This is a genomic window from Halomonas sp. BC04 (genome assembly GCF_000568385.1).
In genome coordinates this window covers 1-18,815 of sequence record NZ_AZQX01000234.1, presented here as the reverse complement: position 1 = coordinate 18,815, position 18,815 = coordinate 1, and the positions used below count along the sequence as shown (strand labels likewise).

Annotated in this window: 16 protein-coding genes and 1 pseudogene; 5 read left to right on the top strand and 12 right to left on the bottom strand. The window is 64.1% G+C overall.

What is annotated here, in order from left to right:
• Positions 1-7: 7 nt before the first annotated feature.
• Positions 8-901: a dihydrodipicolinate synthase family protein gene (locus Q427_RS16190; RefSeq protein ID WP_043515793.1), complete on the bottom strand. Its 894-nt coding sequence runs from the start codon at positions 899-901 to the stop codon at positions 8-10.
• A gap of 264 nt (positions 902-1,165) precedes the next feature.
• Entirely contained in the window at positions 1,166-1,975 is an 810-nt protein-coding gene (trpC, locus tag Q427_RS16185) for an indole-3-glycerol phosphate synthase TrpC (protein ID WP_043515790.1), read from the bottom strand.
• 183 nt (positions 1,976-2,158) lie between these two features.
• On the opposite strand from trpC, the gene Q427_RS16180 reads away from it, so the two are divergent.
• From Q427_RS16180 to Q427_RS16165, 4 genes are all read left to right on the top strand, one after another.
• Complete coding sequence (locus Q427_RS16180) at positions 2,159-2,941, top strand: 4'-phosphopantetheinyl transferase family protein (RefSeq protein ID WP_051496447.1); 783 nt, start codon at positions 2,159-2,161, stop codon at positions 2,939-2,941.
• 130 nt (positions 2,942-3,071) lie between these two features.
• Positions 3,072-3,776 carry a response regulator transcription factor gene (locus tag Q427_RS16175; protein ID WP_043515788.1) on the top strand — a complete coding sequence of 235 codons (705 nt, stop codon included), beginning with the start codon at positions 3,072-3,074 and terminating at the stop codon, positions 3,774-3,776.
• Positions 3,773-5,143: a sensor histidine kinase gene (locus Q427_RS16170; protein ID WP_043515786.1), complete on the top strand. Its 1,371-nt coding sequence runs from the start codon at positions 3,773-3,775 to the stop codon at positions 5,141-5,143. Before Q427_RS16175 ends, Q427_RS16170 begins: the two co-directional genes overlap by 4 nt.
• Before the next feature lie 93 nt (positions 5,144-5,236).
• Positions 5,237-7,177, top strand: coding sequence for a TonB-dependent receptor domain-containing protein (locus Q427_RS16165; RefSeq protein ID WP_051496446.1), 1,941 nt, complete (start codon positions 5,237-5,239; stop codon positions 7,175-7,177).
• 165 nt (positions 7,178-7,342) lie between these two features.
• On the opposite strand, the gene Q427_RS16160 is transcribed toward Q427_RS16165, so the two are convergent.
• The 10 genes and pseudogenes from Q427_RS16160 to Q427_RS16120 form a co-directional block, all read right to left on the bottom strand.
• Positions 7,343-8,122 carry a sugar phosphate isomerase/epimerase family protein gene (locus tag Q427_RS16160; protein WP_197030687.1) on the bottom strand — a complete coding sequence of 260 codons (780 nt, stop codon included), beginning with the start codon at positions 8,120-8,122 and terminating at the stop codon, positions 7,343-7,345.
• A complete protein-coding gene (locus Q427_RS16155; protein WP_051496445.1) occupies positions 8,119-9,129 on the bottom strand; it encodes a DUF6005 family protein in 1,011 nt (336 codons plus the stop codon). The genes Q427_RS16160 and Q427_RS16155 overlap by 4 nt, the downstream gene beginning before the upstream one ends.
• The gene (locus Q427_RS16150) at positions 9,126-9,395 is read right to left on the bottom strand and encodes a phosphopantetheine-binding protein (protein ID WP_043515784.1); all 270 of its coding nucleotides are present in this window, start codon (positions 9,393-9,395) and stop codon (positions 9,126-9,128) included. Before Q427_RS16150 ends, Q427_RS16155 begins: the two co-directional genes overlap by 4 nt.
• Positions 9,392-10,738, bottom strand: a complete 1,347-nt coding sequence (locus Q427_RS16145) for an AMP-binding protein (RefSeq protein WP_197030686.1) — start codon at positions 10,736-10,738, stop codon at positions 9,392-9,394. The genes Q427_RS16150 and Q427_RS16145 overlap by 4 nt, the downstream gene beginning before the upstream one ends.
• A 1-nt stretch (position 10,739) precedes the next feature.
• Positions 10,740-12,536, bottom strand: a complete 1,797-nt coding sequence (locus Q427_RS16140; protein ID WP_051496444.1) for an IucA/IucC family protein — start codon at positions 12,534-12,536, stop codon at positions 10,740-10,742.
• Positions 12,523-13,677 (bottom strand): IucA/IucC family protein, encoded by a 1,155-nt coding sequence (locus Q427_RS32430; RefSeq protein WP_269321260.1) that lies wholly within the window; start codon positions 13,675-13,677, stop codon positions 12,523-12,525. Before Q427_RS32430 ends, Q427_RS16140 begins: the two co-directional genes overlap by 14 nt.
• The gene (locus Q427_RS35460) at positions 13,566-14,351 is read right to left on the bottom strand and encodes an IucA/IucC family protein (RefSeq protein WP_197030684.1); all 786 of its coding nucleotides are present in this window, start codon (positions 14,349-14,351) and stop codon (positions 13,566-13,568) included. Before Q427_RS35460 ends, Q427_RS32430 begins: the two co-directional genes overlap by 112 nt.
• Before the next feature lie 74 nt (positions 14,352-14,425).
• Entirely contained in the window at positions 14,426-15,817 is a 1,392-nt protein-coding gene (locus Q427_RS16130; RefSeq protein WP_043515781.1) for an MATE family efflux transporter, read from the bottom strand.
• Positions 15,818-15,929: 112 nt separating this feature from the next.
• Positions 15,930-16,948: pseudogene (trpD, locus tag Q427_RS16125) on the bottom strand (anthranilate phosphoribosyltransferase).
• Positions 16,949-16,982: 34 nt separating this feature from the next.
• On the bottom strand, positions 16,983-17,567 hold the full coding sequence (locus tag Q427_RS16120) for an anthranilate synthase component II (protein WP_043515779.1): 585 nt from the start codon (positions 17,565-17,567) through the stop codon (positions 16,983-16,985).
• A 370-nt stretch (positions 17,568-17,937) separates the two neighbouring features.
• On the opposite strand from Q427_RS16120, the gene Q427_RS16115 reads away from it, so the two are divergent.
• On the top strand, positions 17,938-18,815 hold an 878-nt coding region (locus Q427_RS16115), incomplete at its 3' end, for a metal ABC transporter solute-binding protein, Zn/Mn family (RefSeq protein WP_043515777.1).

Below are 18,815 nucleotides of genomic sequence, written 5' to 3'. Positions count from 1 at the left end.
TATCCAGCTATGCCAGCTCCAGCTCATCGATCAGCACCGCCAAGCGCCTCCGCGCCTCGCCATCCACCGCCTTGAGCGGCCGTGGCAGGCAAGGCGACGCGACAAGCCCCAGCAGCTCGGCCGCGGCCGCCGTTACGCGCAGGCTGCCGCCATTCTCACCAAATAGCTGCCACAGCGGCTGCAGTCTCTCGACCAGCCGCGTTGCCTCATCGGCATCGCCCGCCTGGGCGGCGCGGGTAATCGCCAGCATAGTCTTGGGGAAGGTCCCGCCAATCGCCGAATACCACACTTCGCAGCCTGCATTCAGCCCCAGGGCGGCAAAGGCATCGCCGCTGATGCCAATCGTCACATGGGACGGAATCAACGCCCTCAGTCGTGCCACGCGCAATTTCGCCTCGGCGGGATCCGCCGGCACACCGGGGATCTTGATCGACTCCACCTTGGGCAGATGCGCGATCACCCCGTGCAGCTCATCGCTGAAATTGAAATGCGTGGTGCCGGGATTGTCGTAAACGCAAAGCGGCACCGACAGCTCCCGGGTCACGTCCTCGAAGAGCCCGAACACCTCTTCAGGAACGAGCCGCTGATACGACACCGGCGCCAACATCACCGCGCTTGCACCTGACTGCTGGGCGTCTTCCGCCAGCTTGAGTACATCGCGGGTGCGCACGGCACCGATGCCCACCATCACTGGCGTATCGCCGGCGTGCTGAACCGCCAGCTGTGCGACTCGAGCACGTTCCGCCACCGACAGATAGGCATAGTTGCCGGTGGAGCCCAGCACACCAATCGAATCAGCCCTGGCGGCCACCAGGCGCTCGATCAGCCGTACAAAGGCCGCCTCGTCGATACCGTTGGCATTTAGTGGGGTCAAGGGAAAGGCGCTGAGGCCAGTGAACATGGTGGATGCTCCTATTTTCTTTCACTCGTCGACAGACACGCCGCTTTAACACCGGCACGGCACAAGCCATTTTCCGCCGCCACTGAGCTTACCGGCGACCGATTGAAGGCTAATATTCGTGCAAGACGCAGAAAACCACCAGCTACCGGCTATTCTCGCACGCCCCATGCAAGCTCACGGTATTCAAGCCAGGAAAGGTGTGTTATATCACCAAGCAAAAGGGCAGCTTAGTGGCTGCCCTCTTGGTTGGGAAAATACGGCTGCTTAGAAAAAAAGCCTCCTAAGCGCCTCGCCCGGGTCTTCCTCGCGCATGAAGGCCTCGCCTACCAGGAAGCCATTCACGTCATGCTCGCGCATGCGCAGCATGTCGCTGCGGGTATTGATGCCGGACTCGGTCACCACGGTAATGCCCGCCGGGATTTGCGGCAGCATGTCCAGCGTGGTCTCAAGACGAGTCTCGAAGGTGTGCAGGTTGCGGTTGTTGATGCCGACCAGGTTGATCCCCAGCTTCAGTGCGCGCTCGAGTTCATGGACGTCATGCACCTCCACCAGCACATCCATGCCCAGCAGTTCCGCCTGCTGATAAAGGTCGGTCATGCGGGCATCGTCCAGGGCGGCCACGATCAGCAGGATGCAATCGGCGCCGATGGCACGAGCCTCGCTGACCTGATAGCCGTGGGTGATGAAGTCCTTGCGTATCACCGGCAGGTTGCAGGCCTCGCGGGCCTCGATCAGGAAGTCCTCATGGCCCTGGAAGAAGTCTGCGTCGGTGAGTACCGAGAGGCAGGCGGCGCCGCCCGAGGCGTAGCTGGCGGCAATCTCGGCAGGCTTGAAATCCTCCCGCATCACACCGCGGGAGGGCGAAGCCTTCTTGATCTCGGCGATCACTGCCGGGTCGCCCTCATCCATGCACCGGTTGAGTGCGGCAATGAAGCCGCGCGGTGCGCTCTGGCGTTCGGCCAGAGCCAGCAATTCAGTCTCGGACACGGCGGCTTGCCGCTCGGCGACTTCCTCATCCTTGCGGGCCAGGATGCGGGTCAGGATGGTAGGGGGTGCGTCCTGCGTCGGGCTCATGATGATGTCTCGTAACGGGCGGCACTGGCCGCGGAATAGCCGGTAGGCGGCCCATCTTACCTATCACCCGCGCGAGATTGAAAGGGAGACTGCCCAAGATATCTACCCCGGCCTTCTCCCGGCGCCCTGGCAGCTCGACGGGAACGCTGGCGACAACGGGTGGCCACGTGCCAGAATTCGACGATGGACAACACACCGCCATTTCATGAGTCATTCAGCAGTGTCTGGCCCTGGGCCACGCCGCTGACAAGCGTCCGCCTGGCTGCCACGCACTTCGACCCCACGCTGTTATGCAAGCAGACTGGCGAGCACGATCTCTACGCCCCTGGCTCCAGCTACGAGGGCATCACCCTGCCCTCTCGCCTGCACGGCGCCGTCGCCAAGCGACGCGCCGAGTTCTTTGCCGGTCGCCTCTGCGCAAGAAGGGCTTTATGGCTGCTGGACGGCCGGGAGGCAACGCCAGGCATGAACGATGACCGCTCCCCCTGCTGGCCTGAGGATTGCGTTGGGGCCATCACGCACAATGCGGGCTGGGCCGCTGCCCTTGCCGCTCCCAGGCACGCCTGCCAAGGGCTTGGCCTGGACGCGGAGCGCCTGCTGGATGCCGAGCAGGCCATTCGCCTGGCCAGAAGAGTTCTTACGCCCTGCGAAGCGGCCCGCCTGGATCAGTTGCCTCCATCCGAGGTTGGCCTGATGGTCACTGCGACCTTTTCCCTCAAGGAGAGCCTGTTCAAGGCGCTCTATCCGCTGGTAGGCCAGATGTTCCACTTTCAGGATGCCGAGCTGTTGGCATGGCATGGCATCGGCACGGCTCGCCTTCGCCTGCTCAGTGACCTGGGGCGCGGCTGGCTGGCCGGCCGCGAAGTCACGGGTGAGACCTGCCTGCATGAGGGTCGCCTGCTCAGCCTGGTGGCGTTGCCCGCCCCGGGCCTCGATGATGCTGGCCGCGCCACAATCGGTACCTGAACGCCACCATCGGTCCGCCTGAACCTGAATACCAGCACCTGGATTCCCAGGCCTTTCCTGAGATGAGTTGCCAACCGCACCAGCTGCGCATATGATAACGATTATCATAAGCACATGGAATGGATGATTTATGGCCTCAGACGCTCAGCGCCGGCCACGCATCCTAGTGGTCGAGGATGATCGGACGCTGAATGGCCAGATCGCCGGTCTCCTGGAAGGCAAGGGATACCAGACACACCAGTGCTACGAAGGCGAAAGTGCACTGATCTTCGCCTTGAGCCGGCGCTTCGACCTGATTTTGCTGGATGTGCTACTGCCTAAGCTGGATGGCTTCGAGGTGCTCAACCGACTGCGCAAGACGCGCCAGACCCCCGTCATGATGCTCACCGCCTGCGGGGCGGAAGAGGAGCGTGTCCTGGGCTACCGTCGCGGCGCCGATGACTATGTGCCGAAGCCCTTCGGATTCACCGAGCTGGTGCTGCGCATAGAAGCCCTGCTCCGACGCACTCTGGGCAGCACGGACCAGCGAGCCGACCCCGAGGTACTCTGCGTGGGTCTGTTGAGACTGCACCGCGGCATCCAGGCAGTCGATCATGACGGCGACGCCATCACCCTGACGCCGATACAGTTCCGCCTGCTCTGGTCGTTGGTGCTTCACCAGGGGGAAGTGCTGAGCAAGCCCTACCTCTACCAACTGGTGCTGGAGCGCGAGTTCAGCCGCTACGACCGCAGCCTGGACATGCACCTCAGCCGGGTCCGTCGTAAGCTGGTGGCGGCAGGCATGGCCGCCGACCGCCTGCAGACGGTGCATGGCAAGGGATACTGCTTTCAGTGAACAGGCGCCTGTTCTGGAAGCTGTGCGGCCCCTTGACGCTCGGCACCCTGATCCTGGTCTGGGTGGTCACCTTCCTGGGTGATGAAACCGAGCAGAGGATGAGCTTCATCGCTGAACACCACCAGCAGACCCTGAAGCAGTGGGGCGAGACAGCCGAGCGACTGTACCTGGCCGGCGACGAGCAAGCTCTGGCCGACTGGCTCGAGGCACTGCAGGCCAGGGAGGAGATCTGGGCGGCGGTGGTGCGCTCCGATGTCCATCCACTGGCGGGCAGTACGCTATCGGCACAGTTCCAGGAAGGATTCCGGCTGGGGCGCAACGTGGAGTGGAAGATTCATCTCTACTTCGCCGAGAATCCCATCATGGACCTCACCTTTGCCGATGGACACACCCATTTTCTGGTAACCCTTCCCCAGCACATGCGCCCTGGGCACTACCTCCCCCAGGCCAGTCTCATCCTCAAGGTAGCCTTGCCCCTGAGCGTACTGATACTGCTCACGCTGGTAATCTACCGCCTGCTGACGGGACCGCTACGCCAGCTCGAACTGGCCGCCCGGGCGTTCAGCGAGGGCAACCTGGGCGTGCGTGTGCGTGGCCTGATGGGCAATCGCAACGACGAGCTCAGCGCCCTGGCGGAAACCTTCGACCAGATGGCCGAACGTACTGGCGAGCGGATACTCACCCAGCGCCGGCTGATCGCCGATCTTTCCCACGAACTGCGCACCCCGCTGACCCGTATCGACATGGCGGTGAGCTGCGTGGAGGAAGGCATCGACACCCAGCACTTCCTGCCCCGCATTCGACGCGAGTGTCAGCTGATGCGCGGCCTGGTGGAGGATGCTCTCACCCTGGCCTGGCTGGAGAACGAAAAACCCAGCCTCGATCGGGACAGCCTGGACCTCACCGACCTGATCGACAGCATCATCGAGGACACCCGCTATGAATACCCGGGACACCTCCTCGACCGCCACCTGCCCGACCAGGCGAAGATCAGCGGCAGTAGCCAACGTGCGCTGGCCCAAGCGGTGGAGAACGTGCTTCGCAACGCCTGTCACTACACCCCAGTTGGCGGCGCTATCCGGGTTGGCCTGCAATCTGACGATGAGGGCTACCGTCTTACCATCGAGGATGAAGGCCCCGGTGTACCCAACGACCAGTTGGAGCTGATCTTCACCCCTTTCTTTCGAACTGCCCGGGCTCGCAACGACCGCCCGGATGGCCATGGCCTTGGCCTGGCCCTGGCGCGACGGCAGGTGGAGGCGACCGGCGGCTGGATACGCGCCGGGCATCGTACCGAGGGGGGGCTGAGAATGACGCTCTGGTTCCCAAAATCTCGCTCTGGAGCTCTCCCGAACCGCTCTTCGTAACAAATGTAAAAGCGATTCACATTGTCTGCCACTTAAACAAGAATGCGCTCCAAATAAGAACACTTATCAATCAAAGGAGCGTAGAAGACACCCATGATTTACCATACACCTTGCAAAGCCTGGCCGCGCAACCCCCTGTGGTTGGCCATCGTCCTGGTTGGGGCCAGCCCTGCCGCCCTGGCCCAGCAGGCGGCCCAGGAACTCGACACCCTGGAAATCACCGCCGAACGCACCACCCAGGCCGACGCCATCGTCACGGCGGAAGAACTCGAGCGGCGCCAGGCCACCAACCTTCAGGACATCTTCGCTGAGCTGCCCGACGTCGCCGTAGGCGGCGGCGCACCGGCCGCCCAGAAGGTCTACGTGCGCGGCCTGGAAGACACCATGCTCAACGTCACCGTCGATGGGGCCACCCAGTCGGGCTACCTGTTTCACCACCAGGGACGACTGGTGGTCGAACCCGAGCTGCTAAAGCAGGTCGACGTGGTGGCCGGCGCCGGCGAGGCGACCAACGGGCCCGGCGCCCTTGGCGGCGCCATTCGCTTCGTGACCAAGGACCCCGAGGACCTGCTGCGTCCCGGCCAGAACGTCGGTGCGCTGCTCAAGGGTGGCTATTTCAGCAATACCGACGGCTACAAGGCTTCCGGCTCACTCTACGGGCGCCTGACCGACAACTGGAGCGCCCTGGCCACCCTGACCCAGACCGATCACGGTGACTACAAGGATGCCGAGGGCAACTCCCAGCCCTACACGGGCAGCGAGCGGTTCACCGGCTTCGCCAAGCTGATGGGTCAGCTCACCGATGAGCAGCGGCTACGGCTGAGCTACGAGCGCACCGAGGACGAAGCTCACCGCCTGCACCGCCCCCACTGGCGGCCCAGCGTGCGCAACGCCCCCATCGACCAGGAGGTGATCCGAGAGACCTTGACCGGAAATTACGGCTTCACCTCCGACGCCAACGACTGGCTCGACCTGGACCTGACGCTCTACCACACCGAGGCGTCTCTGGAACATATCGATGGCCCCTTCGGCGACTACATAGGAGCCATGCAGAGTCATGGCGGCGACCTGCGCAACCACAGCCGGGTCGGCGACCTCTCCCTCACCTACGGCGTCGACTACCGCAAGGACGAAGCCAGCCTGCGCAGCCCCCTCCATGGCGCCTACCGTGAAGAGGGCAGCGTGGTGGGTCTCTACCTGCAGAACCACTATCAGCTGACCGACAGGCTGCGGCTCAGTGCCGGCGCGCGCCACGACTGGTTCGAGCTGGACGAGGAGTTGAGCGGCAACACCTTCAGCGATTCTGGCTGGAGCCCCAACCTGGGACTGCGCTTCGATGCCACCGAGCAGCTCACTCTGCATGGCGGCTGGGCACGCGCCATTCGCGGCCCCCAGGTCAAGGAGCTGTTCGTCCTCGACTGGCACAGCAACGCGGAAGACCTCACCAAGGAAGTCGCCGATAACGTTGAGCTGGGCGCCACCTATCGCCATGGCAACCTCTACCTGGCAGCGGAGGTGTTCGAGACGCGCATCGACGACGTGGTGGGCCAGATCGATGGCCGCACGCTAGGCAACATCGGCGAGCTGAAGACCCGAGGCTTCAATGCCCGCATCGGCTACGACTGGGATCGTCTGGACGCCTCGCTCGCTTACAGCCGTGCCAGGCCCGAGCTGAACGGCGAGCCGCTGAGCGACGATGACATGGCCATCGGCACCAGCATCGGCGATACCTGGGTGGCCAACGTGAACTTCCAGGCCACCCCCACGATCGACCTGGGCTGGACCGGACGCTTCGCCGAGCGGTTGACCAACGTCGCCGATGGCTATCCGGAAAAGCCCGGCTACGGGGTCAACGATATCCATGCCAGCTGGCGACCCTTGGCCGGAGATCAGTTGACGCTCTCTCTGCGGGTCAACAACGTCTTCGACAAGCAGTACTTCGACCACGCCAGCTATGGCGATGCCGGCGACGTTGCCCACGGCCTGCCCGACCCCGGTCGTGATGTTCGTCTTGGCGCCAGCTATCGATTCTGATTGGGGGCAATGCCAGGTACGACAATAGGGGCGCCATATGGCGCCCCTTCTCATATCTCGTAAATCCGGATCATCAGCTGACCGCGGCTCAACGGCAGGCCACAGCGTGCGGCTCCATCTGGCGCTCGGGGCTCAGCCGCTCACGCAGCTGCTCCAGGTCATGCTTCAGAACCTCATGGGAACCGGCCCCGAACCACTCCAGCGAGACATCCATCGGCTCCCGGCACTCCGCCAGCCAGTCGAGCAGCGGGCCGTAATCACAGGCGCCATCCAGCACCGGCACCATGCCCTGGCGACAGCCCGCCGGGGAGTAGACATTGGCCGGAGCGAAGACAGGCAGCTGCTGCGCCGGGCAATGTTCTTGAAATGGAAATGGCGCACCCAGGGGGCCAGCTCTCGCAGTGCCACCAGCGGATCGGTGCCCGCCTCCCAGACGTGCAGCACATCGAAATTGAGCGCGAGGGCTGGATGATCCACCGCGTCCAGCAGCTCGCGGGTGGCCGGCATGCTGTCGGCCAGGGTATCGGGATGCGTCTCCACCACCAGGGTCAGACCCTCGTCGGCAACGCAGCGGGTCAGGGAGCCCAACCGCCGTGCCAGCTCGCTGCGCTCTGTGGCGCTGAGCTCGGCGCTGCCACGATGGCCGGCAAAGGTGCGTATCTTCTCAGCCCCCCAGTGTCGGGCCAGGCGGCACAGCCGCTGCGTGTAGGCCAGCGCATCACGCTCCGCCCCCTCCAGGGGCAGGTAATCACTGAGCATGGGAATGGCAAGTCCCTGGCGACGGATCCAGTCGCCATCGATGGCGGCATGCTCCAGCAGGTGGCGGGCATGCACGCCCCACAATTCGATGCCATTGAAGCCGGTATGCTTCGCCCAGGCGGCGAGCTCGGGCAGTGAGACAAGGTGGTGGCGGAAGGAGATGGTACAGAGATGCAGTCGAATCATGGCATGGGTTCCGTCTGACGGGTGGTAGGCGTGGGCACCGGGGTCGGCTGGCCCTGACACCAGGCTGAGAACAGCGCCTGCAGGCCCCTCTTGATGCGGAACTCACGGATATCCTGCTCTTCCAGCAGTGCTTCCACGGCAGAGGCCAGCGCAGGGTTTCCGGTCATGGCCAGCTTCATGGCGCGGTACTGGATACGGGTGTAGGTCTTCACCAGTGCCTCGATCTCATCGCACCAGGCCTCGAACAAGGGATCGCCCTCGGCCTGCTGCCCTTGCGCTTCCAGCAGCCAAGCGAAGGCGTGCTCGTAGGCATACTTGCGGATCGCCATCACGGGGACCTCACGGAAGGCCTGGGCAAGATGTGCCAGCGGCTCGTGGGCTCCAGGGCCGACGTGGGCATGCAGGATACGTCGCAGGGCATCGGTGAAAGGGTTTTCGTCGCGCTTCATGCATTGGCGGAAGTAGGCGGCCACGGTGTCTCGAGGGGTGTGGCGTATCTCCAGCCCGTCGAAGTAGAAGCCACCCCCGGCAGCTGGCGAGCGCACGGCATCGAGAATACGCGCCTTGGGCAGCTCCCCCTCCCAGCGGAAATCGGGATCCGACATGAACCACACTGCCGGGTCGGGGGTGGCCTCGAGCATCACGTAGTGGGGAAAGGGGTTCTGGTGGAACTTGTTATCCCGCTCCGGCAGCCGGTACATGTCCAGCATCACCATTACCTGGCGATCCGCAGGCCGCTGTTCCACCAGTTCGATCAGGCGGGCGACGTTGGCCTCCTTGTCACGTTCGTGCTCATACCACTCCACGATACGGATGCCGTATAGCAGCCGATACCATTCACGGAACCCCTCGTGCCGGGTATGCGGGGAGTGATAGGAGAGCTCGTGGCGAGAGTTGACCGAGAAATCGGCATCCCACACCCCGAAGTAGAAAGGGCGATGATCCACCCCCGGGGTGCGCTTGATGATCTCGCATACGCAACTGACGAAGCAGTGCACCTTGATCATGTGGCGAGTTCTCCCTGCCAGCGCCGCAGCAAGGCGACCAGATCCCCGACCCGCTGTAGATCGTCGCCGATCACCGCATCCTCGGGGACCGCCAGGCCGTACTCCAGCTCAAGATGGACGAAGAGCTGCAACAGCATGATGGAATCCAGCGCCAGGTCCTCATTGAGCCGGGCCTCGGGAGAGAAGCGCTCCAGCTCGGCCTGGGGCAGGTGTCGCCTCAGCACATCGGCGATGGCCGCCAGCAGGCGCGCGTCGGTGCCGCTCATGGGGCCACCTCCTCGGTTGGGGCGCCTAGCGCTGGCGCATGGGAGCAGGCATGGGCATAGTCCTGGGCCAACCGCTGTCGGCTCACCTTGCCATTGGGCAGTTTGTCGATGCGCTCCACCTGCTCAAGCACCACGGGCACCTGATGCGGTGCAAGCCGCTCGCGACACCAGCGCCGCAGGGCGTCACTATCGAGCCTCTCGTCGTTCGACGCCTCGTTGGCCACGAACTGCAGGCAGACCCGCTCACCGGCATAGACGTCGGGACGCTTGAAGGCGACCGCCTCCTCGATCTGCGGATGGCAAAGGAAGACATCCTCGACCTCGCCCGGATAGACGTTGATGCCCGCCACGTTGATGGTATCGTCAAGCCGCGCCAGAAAGTGCAGCCGACCCTGCTCGTCCAGATAGCCAAGATCACGGGTGGCGATGACCCGCCCCTCCCCTTCGACGGCAACCCGGATCTCCTCAGGAGCCTCGGCGCTGTGGCCCGCGCTAACCCCGAGGTGGCCGAGGGGCCGCCCCATCAATCCGGGGGACTCGGCCCTTGCCGCGATGGCGATACAGCCCACCTCGGAGCAGCCGTACTGCTGGCAGACCCGCTGGGTGCGGGCATCGAGGGTCTCCAGCAGAGGCGCTGGCAGGGCCGCACCGGAGAGCATCACCGTATGGAAGTTCTCGCCCGACGGCAGCATGCGCAGCAGCAGGCTCACCAGGGTTGGTGAGGCATAGAACAGATGCTCGGGCTGATCGCGCAGGGTACCGAGGATGAAGCGCGGGTTGAGATTGGTGACGATCCGGGGCACGGCGCCGCGCCGCAGGCCGGCGAGGAAACCGCAGATCAGGCCGTAGGAGTGGGTGACCGGACAGGCAACGATCGGCGTGAGGCCTTCGGCCTCGGAGAAGGCCTCGACATAGCTCTCCAACTCCCGGTCGATGGCCGCCCAGGGGCGCACGATGGTCTTTGGCCGACCAGTGGTGCCCGAACTGAGCTGGATCAGCTCACCGCCGGCAGCCGGCTCGGCCGGCGGATGCTCCACCCCGAGGGCAAGGGGCTCCAGGGTCGCATCGCCATGCAGCAGGAAGTCGCAACCGTTCTCCCTGGCCAATGCCCGGGCCGCCTCCAGGGGCGTGGCGGCGTGAATGGGTAGCACGCTGCCACCCTGTGCCTTGAGATGTAGGCACAGCGCCAACCACTGGAAGCAGTCCTTGAGGCAGACCGCGAGCCGCCAGCCCCGGGGCTCAGCCACCACCGGGTAACGGCACAGGGCTTCCACGGCACGCTCGATGTCGTCGCGGCCATAGGGGGTGGTATCCACCACGAAAAGGGGGTCGGAGTGTGTCACGCTAACCTCGATGATCGGCTTGGTTGTCGAAAACGTCGGCATCCGCCAGGGTGTTGGGGACGCAGTGATGGCACTCAGGGGCCTCCGGCCCCCGCAGCGTGTGGGTGAGCAGCGCCTCGGCGGCGATCCAGTGTCGACGATGGCCAAGCCGCGCCAGCCGCTCGCTCAGCTCGGGATGGTGTCGTGCATAGGCCGCCAGGCAGTCGTTCACCTGCGACCAGAATTCAGCCTCGGGAAGGCAGTAGTGACGCTCCATGAGTAGCGCCAGCTCGCTGAGGTGAAAGACGAAAAGCGTATCCATCATCAGCTCGCGCAGAGCCTCCACCTCACCCATGCGGTAGTAGCGATCGTCGGGGGCCAGGTCGTAGATCGCCTGACGCGCTGCAAGATCGGGACCTCCGCCCCCCTTGGGCAGGTAGGCCTCGACGTACTCCACGCTGTCGTGGAAGTCGCGCAGCAGCAGCGCCACCGGCCAGCCCTCACGCACCACCAGCAGGCCGTTCTGCGCGTGGGCCTCCACGGCGATGCCATGGGCCGCCAGCAGGTGCCAGACCGGCAGCACCACACTGCGAATTACCGCCTCGAACCAGGCTGCAATGCCATGACGCTCGATCCAGGGCTGGATGAAGGGACGCCCATCCGCCTCCACGGCGAAGAGGGCATTGAGCGGTACCGCTCGCTCGCCCTCCCCCAGCCGGGAGGCGATGCCATCGCGCCAGATGGCGCCCAGCTCGCCGGCAAGGGCCTCGCGTTCGGTCGGATGCTCGGGATGGCCGGTGTAGAGCAGACCGGCATACTCCTCAAGCAGGCGCAGCGGATAGTCCCGGGAAAAGCAGGGGTCGCTGTCAATGGTCTGCCTCAGCCAGCGGGAGATGGCCGGCGCCGAGGGCACCGAGTGAGGCACCAGGTGGCGCCGGGACGAGGTGTTTCCGATGCCAAGGGACAGCTTCACGCAGGACTGTCCCGGTCGGCTGGCATTGAATAGCGAGCGAAGCGACTGGCTGGCACGATAGCGGTCGCCCAGCACCCCCAGGTCGATGATCTCGCCGCGAGCCAACGCCGGTCTCAGGGCCCCTTCACGTAATAACTGCCACTGCCAGGGATGCACCGGCAGCACCACATGTCGTCGAGGATTACCCCCGGCCCGACGCAAGGCCACCCGCAGCGCCTGGGCGGTTTCTGGCCCCAGTTCACGCCGCCAGAAGGCCTCCTCATCGCATGGCAAACAGGCCTGCCGATGGCCAAGTGGTACAGCGAGCCATTTCAGCCGGAAGGTGTTGCCGGATTCCGGCCCGTAATTCACCTGATCGTCGTCGCTGAAACCCAGACGTGTCTTGAAGCAGGGGTGATAGGGGTGCCCCTCATGGAGGGCACTGTCCAGGGCCTCCGCGTCCAGTTCACGACGCGAGGCGATCCGCCGGCAGGCTCGGGTGTTTCGCACGGTCGCCTCCAGCTCTTGCAAGAAGACCAAGCGGCGTTCAGGCGAAGCAGGTAGCCGCTCGACCAGGCCCTCCAGCCCAAGGCAGACCCGCTTCCCGTCGCATGTCAGGCACAGGCTCTGCACATTCAATCGGATGCGTCCGAACCCCCGAACCTGGCCCTTGCAGCGTCCTTGCAGCTCGCCCAGAGAGAAGTGCAGCCACTGCCAGCCAGTCATGCAGGCAGCAGCGCGGTAGGCAACAAGGCCCTCGAACAGCAGTGCCTCCAGCAACTGGCGGATCACCCGTGACTCCACCGGCTCGGATCGGGCGACAACACAGGCGTCCTGAGGCACCGCTACCGCTTCAAGCCACGTCATGACGAAGCTCCCTCGCCGCCTCCCGCAAGACCTCGGCGCCAACGGCAGGCGCAGCCAGCAGCGGGTTGGGGATACGGGTGTACACCGCCATCTCGAGCTCGGCGTTCAACTCGTCCACGTCGTGAACCCGGGTCAGCAGGTTGCCCTTGTAGGGCAGGCTCTCCTCTTCCAGCAGCAGGGTTACCAGAGGCAGCGCAGGGCCCGCGAAGTTCTCCCGCCACCCCTCCAGGGCGCAGCGCAGCAGATCCAGCAGCACCCGCTCCTCCAGCAGGCCATCCTGGCCAAAGCGAGCGATCACCGAGAACAGCTGGTTGGCCACCAGGTAGTAGCAGAAGCGGTCGCGGATCATGGCATCCTGGTAGAAGAGTTCCGGAGACTCGGCGACCCCGGGGCAGAGGGCCTCCAGTGCGGCGCGGTGCGCTTGCGAGAGGTAGAAGCCCTGGTTGTCGCGATAGTAGTAACAGGAGGGATAACCGGCGCTGAGGTCGAGCAGGCTGTTCTGCTGGTGTGCCTCCAGGGCGATACCATGCTCGTCGTAGAGTCGCAGCGCAGGTTCGATGGCACAGCGCAGGTAGTGGCAGAACCAGTCGCGACTGACGGCAGCCAGGCTGCGACCCTCGTTGAGTGCCAGGCCTTCGATGAGACCATGGAGACGCGACAGACGACCCTCCAGTGGATCCTGAGTCAGCGTCGCCACGCATATCACGCCCCGACCCCGTCCACGAGAAAAGGGGTTCTCCCGGAGGATCATCTCGAAGCCACTCTCGCAACCCCCCGGCAGGCGCACGGTGAGATAGGCCGGATCCTGCAGGAAGCGGAAGCGGGGCTCGACCTCGAGAAAGCCGGTCCGCTCGATCAGCCTTACCATTACCATACCGGCACGAAGCTCATGGGCCTTGTTGATTCGCAGTGAGTTGGTGACCTTGACCGGAATGGAGAACTTGAACATCCAGTCAGCCTCTTCGCAGTAAAGGGTACGGACCGAGGAGGTGGCGGTGAACATCGGCCCCAGACTGCCCAGCGGCTCAATCAAGCCCCGAGCAATGGCCTCGACGACCGACGGCTGGGAAAGCAGCCACTGGGCCTGCAATGGATGGGTCGGCACCAGCACCCGCCCGGCGGGCAGGCTCGGGGCGCCCATCCCTGCCGCAAAGGTGGCCTCCACCATGCAGTGGCGCTGATATCGAGACAGGAACCCTGCTCCACGAGATCCCGATGCACGGCGAAGCAGGCCAGCTGGAAACGCCCCGCCATCTCAGGGGCATAGCTGGCATGCTGCCAGTCCGCCAGACCCTGGCGGCTCTTGGGGGTGGGATGGGCCGCATGACCGAAGAGCAGGGCCTGTTCGGCATCGATGAAACGATCCGAGTCCAGCCGGGGATCCTGGCCACGCGCCTCTACGTAGCGAGTCATCACTCGATAGCTGTCGGCAAGGCGGTAGTGCAGCTCGAGCTCCCGCGCCTTGCGAACTTCAGGCATCACGCCTGAGACACGAGCATAGAGCTCACCCACCAGCATCGACATGGCCCTCAGGGGCTCCAGGCGACGCCAGCGTCTCCGAGCGGAACGCCAGAGCCAGACCCTGCCGAAGCGATGCCGCCCTGCGCTGGAGCGGTAGAGCACCTCGATCGCCAGCCGCGATTCCTGAGAAATCAGATCCAGCTCGCAGCGTTCGCCCTCCTGACCGGCTCCGCCAACCTCAGCCACCCCCTCGGCAAGATCGCCCCATTGGCCGGCATCCACCTCCCTCAGGTAGCAGTGCAGGAGTGCCTGAAAGCTGGCGTGTTCCGCGATGGCCCTGGCGGATGGTCCCATAGTGATGTCCCGTGAGGATTGCCTGGAACAAAACTAAATGAGAATCATGCGCACATAAACGTGATTTACATCTTTTACAACTCACGCTCCTGAGCCAACAGACGATCCTCGGATAACAGGCGATGGGGACGAAATCGCAGGAAGAGGGCCAGAGCCAGGGCGAAGGTGAGCCACTCGGCCAGTGGCAGCGCCACCAGCAGCGGCCACTCAGGGAAGAAGGTGGCGACCAGCAACAGCAGCAGCGCCGGCAGTATCAGACTTCGAGCCATCGCCACCACAGCGGAGGGCAGCGGCTTATGCATGGCGGTCAGGTAGACCGACAGCAGCACATTGAGCCCATTGATCAGAAACAGGGGCCAGAGGATGGCCAGGAAGCGATCGGCCATTTGGGCGGTGGCAAGGTCCGCTGTGGGATCCAGGAAGAGCCGAACCAGCCAGTCACCCTGGAACCAGACCACCAGTACCAGCAGCCCGCCAAGCCCCAGGATTACGCTGGCCCCGCAGCCCATGAAAGTTCGGATCCGCCGAGCGTTGCCCACCCCCAGGTTGTGACTGAGTAACACGTGCATGGCATCGGCAATGCCGTAGAACACCATCAGGCTGAGAAAGATCAAGTAGTTGACTACTGTAAAGGCAGCCACGCCCGTCACTCCCTGGCTGGACATCAGCAGCCAGTTGATCACCAGCATGACCAGCCCCACAGAGGCTTCGTTGATCCATTCCGAAACGCCGTTGACGCCAGCCTTGAGGACCTCCCCCCAGTTGTCCTGCCGCAGGCGGAAACGCAACCGCCGATGGGGGGCCACGAAATAGCACAGAAGGATCGCGAGCTGAAGCAGTTGAGCGATGCCGGTGGCCAGGGCGGCACCGCGCAGGCCGTAGCCCAGGTACCCGATGAACAGCGCATCCAGCAGGATGTTGACCCCCGCGCCTGCCACCAGTGCCCACGTGGCCAGTCCCGGCAAGCCATCCAATCGGACGAAGTAGTAGAGCACCATGGTGACAAGCTGGACCACCAATACCCAGGCGAACACCAGGAAGTAATCGGACATCAAGGGGAAGAGTTCGGGAGATGCCCCCAGCAGCCGATAAAGGGTCTCGCGGAACCAAAGGCCCAGCAAGGCCGCGACCAGGGCCAGGGCGAAGGTGGCGATCAGGCACTTGCTGAAGATCGCCGAGGCCGCCGCCGTGCTGCCCTCCCCCAGGTACTTGCCGGCCCGCACGGTACCACCGATGGCCAGTGCCAGCGCCAGGCCGAACAGCATGGCGAAACAGGGAATCAGCAGGTTCAACGCCGCCAGGGCCTCGCCACCGACAAAGTTGCCGATGAAGATACCGTCAACGATGTTGGCCGTGGTCAGCGCCAGCAGCCCTGCCACCGAGGAAAGGGCGTAGCGAAAGAAAACCGGCCAATGGGGACCGGTGAGAATGGGGTCGTGCCGTGCCTGGGCGGTGTTCTCATCCATGACGATTGCTTCCTGACCCGTCGATGCCGTCATGACTGGCCCGGCTCACCGGGCAATTTGACAATCGACGAAATGAGAATGAAAAGCAACCACAATACCGCCAAACGCAGTGTCAGGGAATCAGTACACGGGTGAAATCGGCCAGTTCCTTCATTTTTTCCAGTGGCAATTTGGAAGCCTGGGCATCCTGGGCCATCATCACGCCCTCTTTCAGCGTGTCGGCAACATCCGCGCAGTAGAGCGCCGCCCCGGCGTTGAGCGCGACGATGTCCCCCGCCAGTCCTTCCCCCACCAGGGCCTCGCGCACCAGCCGCAGACTGTCCTCGGCGCTGACCACCTTGAGCGACGCCATGTCATGACGCTCGATGCCCAGCTCCTCGGGGGTGATCGTGTAGCGGCATATCGCGCCATCCTTCAGCTCGGCCACCTGGTCGGTGCGGCCAGCGAGATTTCGTCCAGCCCATCCTCGGCGTGCACCACCATGACATGGCGGCTGCCGAGATACTGCAGCACTTCGGCCATCAGCGGTACCAGTTCCGGCGAGTAGACGCCCAGCAGCTGGTTGGGCGCACCGGCGGGGTTGGTCAGCGGCCCAAGGATGTTGAACAGGGTACGCACGCCCATTTCGCGCCGCGGGCCGACGGCAAAGCGCATGGCCGGATGGTGGTTGGGGGCGAACATGAAGCCGACGCCCACCTGCTCGATGCAGCGCCCCACCTGGTCCGGCTTGAGGTCCAGGTGGATACCCGCCACGTCAAAGAGGTCGGCGCTGCCGGAGGAGGAGGAGACGCTGCGGTTGCCATGCTTGGCCACATGCGCACCGGCGGCGGCGGCCACGAAACTGGCGGCGGTGGAGACGTTGAACAGGTTGGCACCGTCCCCACCGGTACCGACGATGTCGACGACGTTGTCGGCCGACACCCTGACCCGTTTCATGAGCTCTCGCATGACCTGTGCCGCCGCACTGATCTCCTCGGCGGTCTCACCCTTCATGGCCAGGCCAACCAACAGCCCCCCAATTTGCGCGTCGGTGGCCTCGCCGGTCATGATCTGCTCGATCACCGCATGGGTCTCGTCGAAGCTCAGGTTCTCGCGGCGCATCACCGCGCCAATGGCCTCTCGCATCTGCATGGGCAGGAACTCCTCTGTCTCTGTCGGGCGCGGATCAGCGACGCTTCAGGAAATTGGCCAGTAGCTCATGCCCCTGGCGGGTAAGGATCGATTCCGGGTGGAACTGGACCCCTTCGATGTCCAGTTCGCGATGGCGCAGGCCCATGATGAGACCCGGCGTCACATCGTCCTCGTCGGTCCAGGCGGTCACCTCGAGGCACTCGGGGAGGGTGTCGGCCGCCACCACCAGCGAATGATAGCGAGTCACCTCCAGGGGGTCCTCCAGGCCTTCGAAGACACCGTGGCCATGGTGGCGGATGCGGGAGGTCTTGCCGTGCATCACCTGGGGGGCCCGCACGACGTCGCCGCCGTAGACCTGGCCGATCGCCTGGTGGCCCAGGCAGATCCCGAGAATCGGCAGGCGGCCGGCAAAGTGGCGAATCGCCGCCATGGAGATCCCCGCCTCGTTGGGCGTGCAGGGCCCGGGGGAAATGACCAGATGGCTCGGTGCCAGCACCTCGATCTCTTCCAGGGTGATGGCATCGTTGCGATGGGTGACCACGTCGGCCCCAAGCTCACCCAGATACTGCACCACATTGAAGGTGAAGCTGTCGTAGTTATCGATCATCAGCACGGACATGGCGGTAGAAAGTCCTGTTTTGTTGCAGCTGGCCAGCGGCCAGGCAGAGGTTACCCAGATCGAGTGCGTCGGTCATGCCAGCCGTGCAGGGTCACCAGGCACAAAAATGCCGCCCCGACGGCGGCATGGTCATTCAAGACACAGGTATGCCGCCCCGCTTCAGGAGCGCCACCACGTCCGGCTCGAATGAATGTGATCTGGTGATGTCATACCCCAATAGTGCCGCTGTGCCGGGCTGGCTGTCAATCCGCCGAAGACGCCCGCCCACCTCACCGTGTCAAGGACCTCCAGTTTACACGGCTCGGCTGGCCAGCCCAGCCCACAGTCTCTATTATCGAGCCAATGCGCTGCCGCAAAAAGGAGATTTACGATGCGCCCATCCCGCCACGCCCTTCTCTGGCTGGCCCTGCCCCTGGCTGCCATGGCCGGCACCACCCAGGCAATAGCATCACCCAAGGTGGTGGCTACATTCTCGATCCTCGGTGATCTCGTGGCCCAGGTTGGGGGCGATGACATTCACCTGGTGACGCTCACCCCGCCCGGGGCTGAAGTCCATGAGTGGGAGCTGACGCCCAATAACTTCATCGCCCTGGAAGACGCCGACCTGGTTTTCTACAACGGCTACCAGCTGGAGCAGTGGATGCGCCAGGTGCATGCCACCGTGGGCAACCAGGCCCCGCTCATACCCCTGGCGGAAGCGTCGGAATACCCTACCCTGCCCATCGTCACCGGCGACTACAGCGGCGAGCCCGACCCCCACCTGTGGATGGACCCGCGTGCGGCAGCGGCCTACGTTCAGGTGATTGCCGAAGCGCTGGCGGAGCTGCAGCCGGACGCCGCCGACAACTTCCATTCCCGAGCCGAGAAGGCGCGCGAAATCCTCGCCGCGCTGCATAAGGAGATCACGGAAACCCTCGCCGATATTCCCGAAGAGCAACGCCTGCTGATTACCAGCGAGGCCGCCTTCGTCTACTTTGCCGATGCCTATGATTTCCGTCATGACGGCATCTGGGGCACCAATGCCGAGACGGAAGGCTCCCCTCAGCAGATGATGCGAATCATCGACCTGGTCAACGAGATGCAACCGGCCGCGCTATTCTGGGAGAGCACCATCTCCGACCGGTACGTCAGCAGTATCGCCTCCGACACCGGCCTTGCCGTGGCCGGTCCGCTCTACGTCGATTCACTGAGCGAACCGGACGGAGAGGCGGCCAACTATGTCTCGCTCATGAAGTACAACGCTTCGCT